This is a genomic window from Balneolaceae bacterium, from assembly GCA_034521495.1.
GTDB lineage: Bacteria > Bacteroidota > Rhodothermia > Balneolales > Balneolaceae > Rhodohalobacter.
In genome coordinates this window covers 514,082-528,923 of record JAXHMK010000009.1, presented here as the reverse complement: position 1 = coordinate 528,923, position 14,842 = coordinate 514,082, and the positions used below count along the sequence as shown (strand labels likewise).

At 43.0% G+C, this 14,842-nt stretch carries 16 protein-coding genes; 15 read left to right on the top strand and 1 reads right to left on the bottom strand.

Annotation, left to right across the window (positions count from 1 at the left end):
• The first annotated feature begins 147 nt into the window (after window positions 1-147).
• The 14 genes from U5K72_07335 (at window position 148) to U5K72_07270 (ending at window position 13,442) form a co-directional block, all read left to right on the top strand.
• Entirely contained in the window at window positions 148-507 is a 360-nt protein-coding gene (locus U5K72_07335) for a P-II family nitrogen regulator (GenBank protein ID MDZ7718610.1), read from the top strand.
• Between the two features lie 90 nt (window positions 508-597).
• Window positions 598-831, top strand: a complete 234-nt coding sequence (locus U5K72_07330; GenBank protein MDZ7718609.1) for a DUF433 domain-containing protein — start codon at window positions 598-600, stop codon at window positions 829-831.
• A complete protein-coding gene (locus U5K72_07325) occupies window positions 831-1,169 on the top strand; it encodes a DUF5615 family PIN-like protein (protein MDZ7718608.1) in 339 nt (112 codons plus the stop codon). The genes U5K72_07330 and U5K72_07325 overlap by 1 nt, the downstream gene beginning before the upstream one ends.
• A 183-nt stretch (window positions 1,170-1,352) precedes the next feature.
• Window positions 1,353-3,086: an alpha-L-fucosidase gene (locus U5K72_07320; protein ID MDZ7718607.1), complete on the top strand. Its 1,734-nt coding sequence runs from the start codon at window positions 1,353-1,355 to the stop codon at window positions 3,084-3,086.
• Between the two features lie 156 nt (window positions 3,087-3,242).
• On the top strand, window positions 3,243-4,811 hold the full coding sequence (locus U5K72_07315) for a M81 family metallopeptidase (GenBank protein ID MDZ7718606.1): 1,569 nt from the start codon (window positions 3,243-3,245) through the stop codon (window positions 4,809-4,811).
• Window positions 4,812-4,988: 177 nt separating this feature from the next.
• Complete coding sequence (locus U5K72_07310; GenBank protein MDZ7718605.1) at window positions 4,989-5,408, top strand: DUF1801 domain-containing protein; 420 nt, start codon at window positions 4,989-4,991, stop codon at window positions 5,406-5,408.
• 179 nt (window positions 5,409-5,587) lie between these two features.
• On the top strand, window positions 5,588-6,085 hold the full coding sequence (locus tag U5K72_07305; GenBank protein ID MDZ7718604.1) for a VOC family protein: 498 nt from the start codon (window positions 5,588-5,590) through the stop codon (window positions 6,083-6,085).
• 106 nt (window positions 6,086-6,191) lie between these two features.
• Window positions 6,192-7,079 (top strand): PQQ-dependent sugar dehydrogenase, encoded by an 888-nt coding sequence (locus tag U5K72_07300; GenBank protein MDZ7718603.1) that lies wholly within the window; start codon window positions 6,192-6,194, stop codon window positions 7,077-7,079.
• A complete protein-coding gene (locus U5K72_07295; protein ID MDZ7718602.1) occupies window positions 7,066-7,791 on the top strand; it encodes a PQQ-dependent sugar dehydrogenase in 726 nt (241 codons plus the stop codon). The genes U5K72_07300 and U5K72_07295 overlap by 14 nt, the downstream gene beginning before the upstream one ends.
• Window positions 7,792-7,902: 111 nt before the next feature.
• Window positions 7,903-8,919 carry a nucleoside hydrolase gene (locus tag U5K72_07290; GenBank protein MDZ7718601.1) on the top strand — a complete coding sequence of 339 codons (1,017 nt, stop codon included), beginning with the start codon at window positions 7,903-7,905 and terminating at the stop codon, window positions 8,917-8,919.
• Between the two features lie 140 nt (window positions 8,920-9,059).
• The gene (locus U5K72_07285; GenBank protein MDZ7718600.1) at window positions 9,060-10,067 is read left to right on the top strand and encodes a GRP family sugar transporter; all 1,008 of its coding nucleotides are present in this window, start codon (window positions 9,060-9,062) and stop codon (window positions 10,065-10,067) included.
• A 132-nt stretch (window positions 10,068-10,199) separates the two neighbouring features.
• Window positions 10,200-11,123, top strand: a complete 924-nt coding sequence (gene rbsK, locus U5K72_07280) for a ribokinase (GenBank protein ID MDZ7718599.1) — start codon at window positions 10,200-10,202, stop codon at window positions 11,121-11,123.
• Window positions 11,124-11,176: 53 nt separating this feature from the next.
• The gene (locus U5K72_07275) at window positions 11,177-12,547 is read left to right on the top strand and encodes an ADP-ribosylglycohydrolase family protein (GenBank protein MDZ7718598.1); all 1,371 of its coding nucleotides are present in this window, start codon (window positions 11,177-11,179) and stop codon (window positions 12,545-12,547) included.
• Between the two features lie 4 nt (window positions 12,548-12,551).
• Window positions 12,552-13,442, top strand: a complete 891-nt coding sequence (locus tag U5K72_07270) for an SMP-30/gluconolactonase/LRE family protein (protein MDZ7718597.1) — start codon at window positions 12,552-12,554, stop codon at window positions 13,440-13,442.
• Window positions 13,443-13,522: 80 nt separating this feature from the next.
• On the opposite strand, the gene fsa is transcribed toward U5K72_07270, so the two are convergent.
• A complete protein-coding gene (fsa, locus tag U5K72_07265) occupies window positions 13,523-14,182 on the bottom strand; it encodes a fructose-6-phosphate aldolase (GenBank protein ID MDZ7718596.1) in 660 nt (219 codons plus the stop codon).
• Window positions 14,183-14,318: 136 nt separating this feature from the next.
• Between fsa and U5K72_07260 the strand changes: the two genes are divergently transcribed.
• Entirely contained in the window at window positions 14,319-14,627 is a 309-nt protein-coding gene (locus tag U5K72_07260; GenBank protein ID MDZ7718595.1) for a YtxH domain-containing protein, read from the top strand.
• Window positions 14,628-14,842 lie beyond the last annotated feature (215 nt).

The following is a 14,842-nucleotide window of genomic DNA, read 5'->3' as shown; positions in this document are numbered from 1 at the left end:
ACCCATTAAAAGTCATTCCGGGCTTGACCCGGAATCTCCGTCCGTTATTAACGATTGGAGATTCCGGCTCTGTGGCCGGAATGACTATATCATCGTTTCTTCCCCATCTAAGTCTACCATTCAAATAACACTTTAAATTACCTACACATGAAACTTGTCATAGCCATTATTCGGGAAACACAACTGGATGAAGTACGGGAAGCACTCATTGAAGCCGACATCCGGCGAATCACCGTCAGCCGTGTCTCTGGTCACGGTAAAGCGGAGGACGTAGAAATCTACCGGGGAAAGAAAGTAGTTCCTGGATTGATTCCAAGAGTTCGACTGGAAATCGCCGTCAACGATGAATTTGTAGATATTACTGTTGATACAATCGTCAAAACAGTTAAATCACGATACAAAGATAAAGAGCCCGGTAAAACCACGGGAGACGGTAAGATCTTTATCACTCCGCTTGAAGATTGCATTCGGATTAGTACCGGAGAACGAGGGTCGGAGGCGATTTAGAACTTATTCTTTGTCTTCATCGAAAAAGCTTTTGATCATACTTAAAGTAGCCCGATTGCGTTTTTAAAGTGGATAAGGTACTTTAAAATCATGAGTAATTTAATTTCCAAAATAACTGTTGATCCAACGATCTGCAACGGTAAGCCAACTATCCGGGGTAAAAGGATAACTGTACAAACCATTCTGGAATTTTTAGCTGCCGGAGATTCGCAAAAAGACTTGCTAAAGGCTTATCCCTCTTTAGAACCGGATGATATCAAAGCTGCCCTGGAATTCGCCTCAAAAATCATGGACAGCACGTTTACGGTTAAACCCGTGGCGTGATGTCCCGTTTTTTAGTTGATGTTAATCTTCCCTACTATTTTTCACTCTGGAATCATGATGATTATATTCACCAAGCGGATATTAATGATACATGGACTGATAAACAGATTTGGGAATATGCAAGAGAGGAAAACCTGGTTATCATCACAAAAGACACAGATTTTTATAATTCCATATTAGTTTCCGAGCCACCCCCTAAAGTTATTCATTTGAAAATAGGCAATATGCGTTTAAAAGAGATGCATAGCTTCCTAAATCGTATTTGGCCGGAAGTTTTAAACCTGATCGAAACCAACAAATTGGTATCTGTATACACCGACCGTCTTGAGGGAATATAAACTTTGCTGAACGTGGTTTTGAGCTAATTTAAAATATAACAATAGACCGGCGTCTCGCATAATTTCACAGATGAATCGCTGATTGTCACTGTGTATTTCTACGACACTCTACTCTAAACACTGAGCAATCAGCAAAAAAAATATTTGGTTGTTACTTTTAGCATAGCTTCTTATCGTTTTCTCATGAAACTCTACAAAACCACTAAAATGCTTACTGCCATTGGCTTAATTTTCTTACTGATAAACTGCCAATCAGAAAACTCTACGACTCAACAAACTTCCCAATCCCAAACCCAGGAACAAGCCATCACCGAATGGGAATCTCAAAAATACTCCATGTTCATTCACTTTGGAGTGTATTCAGAACTGGGCGGAGTTTGGAATGATGAACGCGTAGAAGTTGGATACAGCGAACAGATTCGTGCTCATGGCGATATTCCGAGAGAGGATTTTCGGGAAGTGGCCAGCACGTTTAATCCCGTAAACTGGAACCCGGATTCAGTTGCTGTTTTAGCCAAAAATGCCGGGATGAATTCTATCGTGATTACAGCCAAACATCACGACGGATTTGCTTTGTTCGATACCGAATATTCTGATTTTGATATCATCGATGCCTCGCCTTATGACCGTGATATCATCGGCGAACTTGCAGAAGCCACCCGCGAACAGGGACTCGATTTTGGCGTCTACTTCTCCCTCATCGACTGGGATTATGAACACGCTCTGCCGATCTCTTCTCACAACAGCGACTCCATTCCACCGCAACATCATCAGTTTAACCTGAACCAGGTAGAGGAACTGATGACCGAGTACGGTCCCATCTCAGAAATTTGGTTTGATATGGGAAAACCGACACTCGAACAAAGCCGGGAACTGAAAGAGATGGTGAAAAAACATCAGCCCAACACACTTGTCAGCGGACGACTCTGGAACGACCAGGGCGATTTTGTAGTGATGGGCGATAACGTCTCTCCCGATTTCAGAATGGGAACACTCTGGCAAACTCCGGCTTCCATGTTTGATGAAACCTGGGGATACAGATCGTGGCAAGAGCGTGGTAATCCGAAAGAAAAAGCTGCAGAAAAGTTAAAAGAGTTAATCAAGGTCGTCAGTAATGGCGGAAACTACCTGCTGAATATTGGTCCACGAGGCGATGGCAGCGTTGTGGAATTTGAGAAAGAAGTGCTGCTGACCATCGGCGATTGGCTTGATAAAAACGGCGAAGCAATCTACGGTACAACCACCTCTCCCCTTTTTGAACAAAGCTGGGGAACAGTCACAGCTAAACCCGGAAGACAGTTTTTATTTATAACAGATCCGCCCGAGAGTGATCAAATAACGATTGAGGGACTCCGGTCGGAACCCACACAAACTTATCTTCTTTCTGATCCATCTCAATCATTGACCGCAATTCAAACCGGAGAAGAGTACATCATTGATATCAGCGGGCTGCCCGAAACGGATATGGTGAACGTAGTTGTGATTGAATATGACGGGGAGTTGGAGTATGTGCCCTCGAATACAATTGCTCTGTCTGATGACAATTCATACCGGTTGACCTCGAAAAATGCTATCGATTATCACAGCCTGAGCGGGGAGGATTATTACACAACGGAGCCGACCGTTGTTGAAAAAGAGTGGTTCATTTTAAACCCTGAGAAAGAGGAATTTTCTGTTCTACTTCATTACCCATCAGACCAAATCGGAAAGGTTTTACAAACCATAATTAACGGAAATTCCATTGAAATCACTCTGGATGATCAAACCGAAACGGACTCAAACGGAAACTTTGTAAAAGAGTTTGGAACCGTTGAACTATTACAGAATGATCTCAACAAAATAGAATTAAGATTGGCTGGCCAATCAAACCCTCACATAAATTTAGATGTTGAGGGCTTGGTCATCAAGCTACAATAAAATCCTCCGCGTACCTTTGCGTTCTCTGCGGTTTCAAAAATATAACCGCAAAGGACGCTGGGTAACGCAGAGAAATGTCGAACTTGCCAATCGTCATGACTACAGTTATTATAGATTTTATCATTCTAAAAAATCCATACACCGAAAGTATTTCCTATGAATAAAGCAGTTTTATCTCTCTTCGTTTCTCTTCTTTTTCTCACAACGATCTCTTGCGGCTCATCTGAAGAAAATGCAGACCTTCCCAGAATAGCTATCGCCGGAATTGCGATTGAATCGAGTACGTTTTCGCCAGCTGTAACGCATGAAGAAGCTTTTAAAGCACGATATGGCGACGAAGTTTTTTCCTACTACCCGTTTATGGATGAAGGCGATGACCTCCGCGAGCGCGCTCAGTGGTTCCCAACACTTCGCGGACATTCCATTCCCGGTGGAATTGTGACCCGTGAAGCGTATGAATCACTGGTTACAGAAACGCTGGATCGCCTCCGTGAAAACCTGCCGTACGACGGACTCTTTTTTGATATCCACGGCGCGATGAGCGTGCAGGGAATTGATGATCCTGAAGGAGATTTCATCAAACGGGTTCGTGAGGTTGTGGGAACGGAAACACTTATTTCAACCTCGATGGATCTGCACGGAAATGTATCCCGGAGATTAGCCGGTCATTCTGATCTGATTACCTGTTACCGGATGGCTCCTCACGAAGATGCCCTTGAATCCAAAGAACGAGCTGTAAGAAATCTGCTCACCCGGCTCGAAAACGGCAAAGGTAAGCCAGAATACAAGGCATGGGTTCCTGTTCCCATTTTACTGCCCGGTGAAAAAACAAGTACGAGAGTAGAACCCGCGAAAAGCCTGTATGCAAAAGTGGATCCGGTAACAGAAAAAGAAGGAGTGATTGACGCCGCCATTTGGGTGGGCTATCCATGGGCGGATGAACCAAGAAATCATGCCGTTGTGATGGTTACGGGAGATAACAGAGAAGCCGTAACCAGCTCCGCCGAAATGCTGGCACAAAGTTTCTGGGATGTACGAAATGAGTTTGAGTTTATCGCTCCAACCGCCTCACTCGAAGAAAGTTTGGATATGGCGATTGAAAGCGATGTTCAACCGTTTATCATCAGTGATATGGGTGATAATCCCACGGCTGGCGGCGCAGGGGATGTAACCTGGACCATCAGACAAATCCTGGAACGACCTGAGTTTCAGACAGAGGATGGTCCGTCATTGATATACGCTTCTATTCCCGGTCCTGATTTTATTGAAGCCGCTGTTGAAGCCGGAGTCGGTGGTACGGTTAGTGAATATGCAGGTGCCCGGGTTGACGATCGTTACTCCCCTCCTATTTTGCTTGAAGGAGAGATCACTGCAATTGAACACGGCGATGAAGACGCCGAAACGGAAGTGGTCGTGAAAATTGGAAGTGTGAATGTGATTGTCACCAAAAAACGAAAACCGTATCACCAGGAAAGTGATTTTACGAATTTGGGATTGAATCCGCGCGAAACGGATATTGTGGTCGTGAAAATCGGATACCTGGTTCCGGAACTGTATGAGATGAGAGAGGACTGGATTATGGCATTGACTCCGGGTGGTGTTGATCAGGATCTGCACCGGCTGGAGTATGAACGAATCCAACGACCTATGTTTCCCTTTGATGAAGATATGGAAGACCCGGATCTCTCCGCGAGATTAATTCCGGCATCGGATGAAATTGAATAAGCAATAGAAAAAGGGGCACGAGCGAGACGCTCGCGCCATCCAGGAAAAAAGTTGTCCAACATGGTAGAGAGGGAATTCAATCTTAAAAACCTTTGATAGCGCAAGCGTCTCGCTTGTGCTCTCTTATTTTAATTTCCACGCGAGGGACGCTCAGACCATTTAAAATTCATACTGAAAATGACGTCATTTAAAAGCCAAAAAGTTGCTGATGTATTCAATACCTACCCGGATCATGTTCGCCCAAAAATGATGCATCTGCGTCAATTGATTCTGGATACAGCAGACGAATCAGAAATTGTGAACAATCTGGAAGAAACTCTCAGTTGGAGTGAGCCAAGCTATACAACAAAAACCGGAAGTACAGTTCGCATTGATTGGAAGAAAAAGCAGCCGGATCAATATGCCATGTATTTCACCTGTACAACAAGCCTGGTCGATACATTCAGGAAACTGTATAGTAGCAAACTCAAATTTGAAGGAAACCGGGCGATTGTTTTTGATTTGTCGGACGACATTCCAGAGCTGGAATTAAAGCATTGTATTTCACTGGCCTTAACGTATCACAAAATTAAACATCTGCCGATGTTGGGTGTTTAAATGTTTAAAAATTTGCAAGTTGAAGAAGGAAAGTGTCAAACACAAAGGGGGATAACACCCCTCGCGACTAAAGTCGCACTCCCCTCAAGGGGAGATTTGTACCTTCCCTTGCCACTCCTGAACATAGGAAGTTGATTCTTTTTTACTTATCCTAAAATAAATTAATCGTTCACATTCAAATGCCTTCACAAGCAGACTATAAAATCCCGGTTCAAACACGCATCGGACACGTTCACCTGAAAGTCTCGGACATCCAGCGCTCACTCGATTTTTACTGCGGACTTCTTGGGTTTGAACTGATGACCATGTACGGAACGGACGCGGCTTTCATTTCAGCGGGCGGATACCATCATCATATCGGGTTGAATACATGGCACAGCAAAAACGGTCCGCCTGCTCCTCGAAATTCTGCCGGACTCTTTCATACCGCCATTTTATATCCAACCCGAAAAGATTTAGCAGCTATTTTCCAACGGTTACGTGAAGAAGAATATCCACTGACGGGTGCTTCCGACCATGGTGTTTCCGAAGCTCTTTATCTGAATGATCCAGATCAAAACGGCGTGGAATTGTATTGGGATCGCCCTAAAGATCAGTGGCCTCAAAAAGAGGATGGTTCGCTGCAGATGTACACCCGTCCGCTGGATTTGAAAGATTTGCTGAGTGAATTGGATTGAGACTCGTTTTTAGATCCGCGAAGTTTTTGAAAACTTCGCGGATCTTTTTTGTAAATCATCTATTCTTCCTCATATTTTTATCAGCTTACTAATTAATCCAACTGTTTTGAAATATATTTCTCTTTTCTTTTTGGTCGGATTTTTCGCCATTTCATGTAACCAAAACGATTCAAATAAAGCCAAACCTCTCGCCTACCTCGAACTGGAAAATTCCTCTTTAATTGTTGAAGAAGTAGCCGACAGCCTCGGTGTACCCTGGGATGTGGATGCGTCCATCGCCGGAAAACTTTGGTTTACGGAACAGAGTGGTTCTGTCTATCGCTTGAACCTCGAGACACTTGAACAAGCCGAAGTTCTTCAAATTCCCGATCTGCTCTACAAAAAATCATATGGTTTACTCGGTATGGCCGTTCATCCTGATGAATCATCCGTTTTCCTGCACTACACGTTTCAATCCAATGAAGATGATCTTCAACAGGAAGTTCAATCCCGAATTGTTCGATATTCTTTTGAGGGTGATACACTCATCAACCCTGAAATTTTACTGGATAGTATTCCCGGTAACACCTACCACAACGGTTCCAGATTGATTATTTCTCCTGATAAGAAACTCTTTTTCTCGATGGGAGATGCGGGACGGCCGGATCAAACACAAAGTGATTCAATCCTGGTCGGAAAAATCCTTCGTTTGAATCTGGATGGATCGATTCCCGACGATAATCCCATTCCCGGCAGCCCGATCTGGTCGCGGGGTCATCGAAATCCACAGGGATTGGCTTTCTCTGATGACGGACTGTTCTACAGTACTGAACACGGTCCCAACAACGATGACGAAATCAACCTGATAAAGAAAAACGGAAATTACGGCTGGCCGGATGTTCACGGTTTTTGTGATGAGGACTTTGAACAAAACTATTGTGCCGAATATCAAATAGAAGAACCACTTAATCGCATGGACTCCCACGATTGCGATTTCAGGGTTGGCTTATTTTAATGACTCATCCATTCCCGAGTGGGAACAAAGTTTAATTGCTGCAAACATGAAAGGCAGGGCACTACGTTTTTTGAATTTGAGTGATGACGGGCAGGAGATTACAGAAGAACATATCTATTTTCAGAAAGAGTTTGGGCGGATTCGAGATGTTTCTACAGCTCCCGACGGCAGCATCTATTTTAGCACCAGCAATACCGACTGGCATCCCAGATTTCAACCCTGGATGTACGATCAACTACCAGAGGGTGGCGATCGAATTATTCGAATCAGAGCTCTTCAGGATGGCGTAGAGATCGCCCCATCACTCCCCGTTCTGGAAGAAAACACCGAACCAATCGATCTATTGAGTGAAAACTGGAATCACCCGGTGGATGAGCAGGAATTTGCAACGGGACAAACGTTGTATGTCAGGCATTGCCAGGTTTGTCATGGACCGGAAGGCCAGGGCTCTGCAGATATGTATCCTCCGCTTGCCAACACTGAATGGGTTACCGGTGATAAAGGACGTTTGATACGAACACTGCTTCTTGGACTTTCTGAACCTATTGAAGTAAACGGTGAAATCTATAACCAGGAGATGCCGGCTTTTCAGCAATTAACAGATCAGGAAGTAGCGGATATTCTTACCTATATCAGAAATAGTTTTGGGAACTCCGCTGGTGCTGTTATTCCGGGTGAAGTATTTGAAGAACGGAAAAGTTTGAGCCGATGAATTAACATTTGGAATTTGGATCTTATCAACTTGCAAAATTAAACTATTTTGTCAATTATGTTTGAATATCCATTCCGTCAAAACACGAAACCTTAACCGATCTGCTCAGTTATGAAGCATTATCTGATAATTTGTACCTGCCTGTTGTTTTTTGCTAATTGTTCACAACAAAATGATACAGAAACTGCTCAACAAAACGCTCCAACGGAAAATGAGCAGAACGACCTGATTCCAATTATACTTGATACGGATGCCAATAATGAACTGGATGATCAGCATGCGATGGCTTATCTGTTTTTTAACGAAGATCTGTTTAACACGATTGGTGTTACAGTGAATGCAACCTATAGCGGAGGTGCTATTGACCAACAGGTGGCAGAAGCTGAACGCGTGATGAAGTTGACTGATGTGATGGGGCAAATTCCACTGCTACCCGGAGCTAATGAAGATTTTGAAGATATTCGGCCAACGCTGGATCAACCTGAGTATGACGGACATGCCGCTGTGGAGTTTATTATTGAAGAAGCTCGAAAACCGAGAGGTCAAAAGCTTGTTTTGTTACCGGTTGGTAAGCTGACTAACATTGCACTTGCCCTGGAAAAAGCGCCGGACATCAAAGAAAATGTTCGGATTGTTTGGTTGGGTTCGAATTATCCTGAGCCCGGTGAATACAACCAGGAAAACGATATTCCGGCACTCAATTACATTCTGAACCAAGAAGTCCCTTTTGAAATTGTAATGGTTCGATATGGAGAACCGAGCGGATCTGACGCGGTCCGTGCAACTCCTGCCGAAATTGAAAAAAACATGCCTGGTGCCGGTCCTGAGGTGGACCCTGTAACTGGTCGCCACGGTGGTGAATTCACTAACTTTGGTGATTACTCGGTAAACCTATTTTCAGAAATTGACCTGCACGGAGATCCGCCATCGCGGGCACTGTTTGATATGGTTGCTGTGGCTATTTTAAAGAATCCGAATTGGGGAGAAGCAACAGAGATTCCTGCACCAATCGTAGATGGAGAAGATTGGCAGGAACGGCCCAACAATGACCGATCCATCACCATCTGGGAAAACTTTGATAAGGAAGCGATTCTCGAAGATTTTTATTCTACGATGAGGAGTGAATGAAAAAATCTCCCTTTGAAGTGAGACAGAGTTTTTCAACAAGTTCTTGAAAAACTCAGAGGGATGTTGGCGCGATGTGAGAGAACATCCCCCTCGATTCGCCCTTCGAATGGGATTCTTAACAACTAACAAAAACTACCAACATGATTGGCTTAGAATCCTACCCACTCGCTGTTTTTCTCTTGGTAATTACAATGTTAAGCTGGGGTTCCTGGGCGAATACCCAAAAACTCGTCAGTGGTGATAAATGGCCATTTCAACTCTTCTACTGGGATTATTCGCTGGGAATTATTCTTATGGCTCTGCTCTTTGGCCTCACCATTGGAAGTCTGGGAACCGTTGGGCGAGGTTTTACCGAAGATCTTCTTCAAGCCTCAGCCTACGCAATTCTCTTTGCAATGCTTGGCGGAGTGGTATTTAACCTGGCAAATATTTTAATCGTAGCCGCTATTGATATTGCCGGTATGGCTATTGCTTTTCCAATCGGAATTGGCATTGCCCTGGTTGAGGGTACAATCATCAACTATATTGCTGACCCTACCGGAAACGCTGTTTTGATTTTTTCCGGCGTTACACTTGTAACCATCGCCATTATCATTGATGCCGTTGCATACCGCCGCCTTCCGCAACAAGATTCGAGCACATCCACGAAAGGAATTGTGGTATCAATTGTGGGTGGTTTATTGATGGGACTCTTTTTCTACCTCGTACAGGTTGCCATTGCCGTTGATTTCAGCAATCCGGAGGTCGGTAAAATGGAACCCTTCGCCGCTGTGTTTGTCTTCTCCATTGGTCTTTTTCTCTCCAATTTTATCTGGAACAGCTGGGCGATGGCCAAACCGTTTTCCGGTGATAAGGTGAAATATTCTCAATACTTCTCGGATGGAAATACAAAACGACATCTCGTGGGCCTGCTGGGCGGAGCCATCTGGTGTATCGGAATGGTTTTATCAAACTATACTTCCGAAGTGGCTGGCGATGCAATCTCTTACGGACTTGGACAAGGAGCTACCATGGTCGCGGCCATCTGGGGAGTCTTCATCTGGAAAGAATTTAAAGATGCACCCAAAGGAACCAATACACTACTGACATTCATGTTCTTATTCTTTTTAGTTGGACTGGGACTTTTGATATATGCGAGAGTTGCTTAATGAATACAGTTTGGGCCAAAAAACTATGAATGAGTCATTCTGAACTTGATTCAGAATCCCCAAACCTAAATTACGATAGGAGATTCTGAGTTAAACTCAGAATGACCGTACAATAATGATCTATAAAAAACCATGAGCAAAATAATTGTCGTCGGTAGTTCCAATACGGATATGATCGTAAAAGTGCCCAGAATTCCTGCACCGGGCGAGACCATTCTTGGCGGAAAATTCGTGAAAGCAGCCGGGGGAAAAGGAGCTAATCAGGCTGTAGCTGCTGCGAGAAGTGGCGGAAATGTGACGTTTATCGCCAACACCGGGAACGACAACTTTGGAAAAGAAGCCATTGAAGGATTCCAAAAAGAGGGCGTCAATACGGAAAGCATTTTTGTTGATGAGGAGACTCCATCTGGCGTAGCGCTTATTTTTGTAGGTGAAGATGGTGAGAACAGCATTGCCGTAGCGTCAGGTGCGAATGGAACGTTGACTCCATCACAAATAGGTAAAACAGAGCCTGTTATAGCCGATGGGAATATCCTTTTAGCTCAACTCGAAACACCTCTTGAAACCATTGAACAAGCGATTAAAATTGCCAATAAACATAATGTTAAAGTGATTCTGAATCCTGCACCGGCTCAACCCCTGAGTGACGACCTTCTCAAGCGAATTGACATCCTTACTCCCAACCAATCAGAAGCCGAACTTTTGACTGGTATTAGAGTTGAGGATGAAAGTTCTGCCAAAAAGGCTTCTGAAAAGCTTCTTTCAAGAGGAGTTAAGACAGTAATCCTTACCCTTGGATCTGAAGGAGCTTTTGTGATGAGTGAAACCATTCAAAAAACAATTCCCGGTTTTAAAGTCAACGCAGAGGATACCACTGCGGCGGGTGATACTTTTAATGGAGCACTTGCAGTTGGTGTATCACTTGGAAAATCAATTGAGGACGCGATTATTTGGGCACATGCAGCGGCTGCTCTTTCTGTTACAAGAATGGGAGCTCAGCCGTCTATTCCAAATCAAAAAGAGATTCAGAATTTTATCTCTGAGACTTCTAATTAGAGTACGATACAGATATGAAAAACCTACCTTCAGGAACAATCTTATTTTTGTTAATGAGTTTATTTCTATTCTCATCATGTGACCAGAATAAGTCTGAAAATCAGACTTCAACAGCTACATCGATGGTTAATCCGGATTTCGAATATGAAGAGTATCAACCCAAAGAATCGGATATTGTCATTTCAAGAGCCGAATATGCCGATAAACTCTACGGATTCTGGCTGGCGCAAAATATTGCTAACTGGACAGGCTTGGTAACCGAGATGGATAAAATCGGGAATACGGGTGAAATTAAAACCGGTGAATTTTATACACGTGACGATTGGGGGCAGCCGGATCAACCCAATATTTGGTCAGACGAACCAAGTGATATTTCTGAAACAATCGATTTTGTATTTCGGGATGAAGGAGACGTATGGGGAGCCGATGACGACACGGATATTGAATATATGTACCAACATCTTCTGCTTGAAAATGAAACGAGTATTCTTACCAGTGAGCAGATCCGCGAAGGATGGCTGAAACATATCAAGCATGAAGAGGAAAATTATCTCTGGGTATCAAACCAGACAGCTCTTAATTTGATGATTGAAGGCAAAGTTCCACCTGCCACGAGTGACCCGGAGCTGAATCCAAATTTTGAAATGATTGATGCTCAGCTCACAACTGAAATATTTGGGTTGTTTGCTCCCGCCCGTCCTGATGTAGCCCTGGAAATGAGCCATCTCCCAATCCGAACAACGGCTCGCAAAAACGCAGCATGGATATCTGAGTTTTATGTAATTATGCATTCTCTCGCATCTCTGGTTGATGAGAATCTGTCCATGAAGGAGAAGGTTATGTGGTTAGCAGATCAGGCATCCAACCGTTTACCTACAGAATCGTATTCACGAAAAATGTATGATTTTGTGTTAAAACAGTACGAATCTGGTGTAACCTGGGAAGAAGCAAGAGACAATCTTTATCAGCGGTATCAGGTTGAGGAAGCCGACGGTTATACCATCTCTTCGAACGAACCGACGTGCAGTGGATGCTTTGCGGCAGGGATAAATTTTGGAGCCAGTTTAGTCAGCCTTTTTTATGGAGAAGGCAACCTCAAGGAAACGATTAAAATTGGTGTACTTACCGGCTGGGATTCAGATAACCCAACTGCAACCTGGTCAGGACTTCTGGGATTTATACTTGGAAAAGAAGGTGTTGAAGAGGCTTTTGGTCGAAGATTTGCAAATCAATATAATATTCACAGAACCCGTCAGAATTTTCCAAATGATGGAATAGATACCTTTGAAAATATGGCAGTGAAAGGAGTTTTTATTGTTGATCGAGCTGTTCAGAAACAGATGGATGGCGGTATCGACCTTGACGAAAATGTATGGTACATTCCTGATAGAGAATTAAATATCACTCAAGCAACAAATAATTAAACAGATGGTTCGATTAATTTTTTACGTTTTCGCACTTTTTCTAATTGTCAATTTTTCACTCCAGGCCCAAAGCCCTGTCATTGCAGACGGGGCAAAACTTAACCTGGTATCCAACCAATTCTCATTCACAGAAGGACCTGCGGCTGACAGTGAAGGAAACGTCTACTTCACCGATCAACCCAATAACGACATCTGGATTTACACGGTTGAGGGCGAGTTGAATAAGTTTATGGATGAATCGGGCCGCTCGAATGGACTCTATTTTGCTGATAATGGTAATTTGCTTGCATGCGCTGATGAAGAAAATGAGTTGTGGTCCATCACACCGTATATGGAAGTTGAAGTTTTGGTTGACGATTATAATGGCAAACGGCTCAACGGACCGAATGATCTCTGGCCGGATCCGAAAGGCGGCATCTATTTTACCGACCCTTATTACCAGCGGGAATATTGGGATCATACAGAAAAAGAGATCAAGGAAGAGCGGGTTTACTATCTCACACCTGATCGGGAGGATCTGATTATCGTAGCTGATGATCTGGTTCAGCCAAACGGTATTATTGGAACTCCGGATGGTAACACTCTCTATGTAGCAGACATTGGAGATGGCAAAACCTATTCTTATTCCATAGAGGGGGACGGATCCTTATCAAACAAAACTCTGCTTACTGAGATGGGATCCGACGGAGTGACTCTGGATGAAGAGGGAAATCTCTACTTAACCGGCGATGGTGTCACAGTTTTCAATCAAAATGGAGAACAGATTGAACATATTCCTGTTCCCCAAAACTGGACAGCCAATGTAACATTTGGCGGAGCTGACATGAGAACACTGTTCATAACTGCCAGTACGGCCGTTTACACATTAGATATGAAAATTACCGGAATTCAATAAGACAATGTAACGCGTTTACCAGATAACCAAAAAGGACGCTTGAAAGTCCTTTAACCGGTAAACGCGTTTTATGTAAGTATTTACTTCTTCAAACTTTCCTGAAGTTTTTCCCAATCGGCGATAAACCGCTCAAGTCCGTTATCTGTAAGCGGATGTTTGAGTAATTGCTCAATCACATTCAACGGCATTGTAGCAACATCGGCACCAAGTTTTGCAGCTTCTAATACATGCATTGGATGACGAATACTTGCTGCAAGAATCTCCGTCTCAAAGCCATAGTTGTCGTAAATTTGAACAATATCTTCAATAATTGTCATTCCATCGTTAGAAATATCGTCCACACGGCCAATAAATGGTGAGATGTAAGTGGCTCCTGCTTTAGCGGCAATCATAGCCTGAGTAGCAGAAAAACAAAGTGTACAATTGGTTTTAATGCCCTCTTCCGAAAATGTTTTAATCGCTTTAATGCCGTCTTTAATCAAGGGAACTTTTACAACAACATTATCCGCGATTTCGGCGATATTTCTTCCTTCTTCTATAATTTCATCATATTCGGTTGAAATTACCTCAGCGGAAACATCACCATCAACAATCTCACAAATTTTTGCGATATGTCCTTCAAAATCACTGACTCCTACTTTATGGCAAAGGCTGGGATTTGTTGTTACTCCATCAAGAACACCAAGATCATTGGCTTCCTGAATTTCATTCAGATCGGCAGTATCAATAAAAAATTTCATAGTGAATATTTTTTTAGGGGTTTTTATTTGCGTGAAATATAATGAATGTATAGCATCAATAAAGACTAAGTTCTATATATTTGGATCAGGATTTTATATTTTATAAGAAATAATAAAAACAAACCATTTATCTATTATGAGTAAATCAGGAAAAGATTTTGCACTTGGATTGCTAACAGGAGCTGCACTTGGTACTGTCGTTACGTTACTTTATGCCCCTGATTCAGGATCCAACACACGGGGTCGACTCTCTTACCAGTTGAGCAAGTATGTTGATGAAATCAATGGGATGATTAAAAAACTCCAAAATGAAAAAGAAAAATATTCATCGGATGCAAAAAAGAAGGGAGATGATGTTGTAACCGATGCAAAAAAACGTGCAGATGATCTTATAAAAGAAGCTGAAACTCTTCTTGAAAATATTGAGAAGTCGAAAAAGAATTAAGATCAGCTCTTTTAGATTTTAACATCTAATACTGGTTCTGAAAGTCTTCTCTGCAACAACTAACGGAAATATACTCTTCAATTTCCTAATTGCTGTTATAGCACTACCCTTGTTTCGTGAAGCAGAGCTTCCCTTTGACATTCCGAAGCTGGAGCTTCGGAACGAGTGAAAAAATCTCTCTCATATAAAAAATCCGCGAAGTTTTAAAAACTTCG

Coding starts and splice junctions, on each gene's coding strand:
- U5K72_07335 (MDZ7718610.1), top strand. CDS start 148: ATGAAACTTGTCATAGCCATTATTCGGGAAACACAACTGGATGAAGTA.
- U5K72_07330 (MDZ7718609.1), top strand. CDS start 598: ATGAGTAATTTAATTTCCAAAATAACTGTTGATCCAACGATCTGCAAC.
- U5K72_07325 (MDZ7718608.1), top strand. CDS start 831: ATGTCCCGTTTTTTAGTTGATGTTAATCTTCCCTACTATTTTTCACTC.
- U5K72_07320 (MDZ7718607.1), top strand. CDS start 1,353: ATGAAACTCTACAAAACCACTAAAATGCTTACTGCCATTGGCTTAATT.
- U5K72_07315 (MDZ7718606.1), top strand. CDS start 3,243: ATGAATAAAGCAGTTTTATCTCTCTTCGTTTCTCTTCTTTTTCTCACA.
- U5K72_07310 (MDZ7718605.1), top strand. CDS start 4,989: ATGACGTCATTTAAAAGCCAAAAAGTTGCTGATGTATTCAATACCTAC.
- U5K72_07305 (MDZ7718604.1), top strand. CDS start 5,588: ATGCCTTCACAAGCAGACTATAAAATCCCGGTTCAAACACGCATCGGA.
- U5K72_07290 (MDZ7718601.1), top strand. CDS start 7,903: ATGAAGCATTATCTGATAATTTGTACCTGCCTGTTGTTTTTTGCTAAT.
- U5K72_07285 (MDZ7718600.1), top strand. CDS start 9,060: ATGATTGGCTTAGAATCCTACCCACTCGCTGTTTTTCTCTTGGTAATT.
- rbsK (MDZ7718599.1), top strand. CDS start 10,200: ATGAGCAAAATAATTGTCGTCGGTAGTTCCAATACGGATATGATCGTA.
- U5K72_07275 (MDZ7718598.1), top strand. CDS start 11,177: ATGAGTTTATTTCTATTCTCATCATGTGACCAGAATAAGTCTGAAAAT.
- U5K72_07270 (MDZ7718597.1), top strand. CDS start 12,552: ATGGTTCGATTAATTTTTTACGTTTTCGCACTTTTTCTAATTGTCAAT.
- fsa (MDZ7718596.1), bottom strand. CDS start 14,182: ATGAAATTTTTTATTGATACTGCCGATCTGAATGAAATTCAGGAAGCC.
- U5K72_07260 (MDZ7718595.1), top strand. CDS start 14,319: ATGAGTAAATCAGGAAAAGATTTTGCACTTGGATTGCTAACAGGAGCT.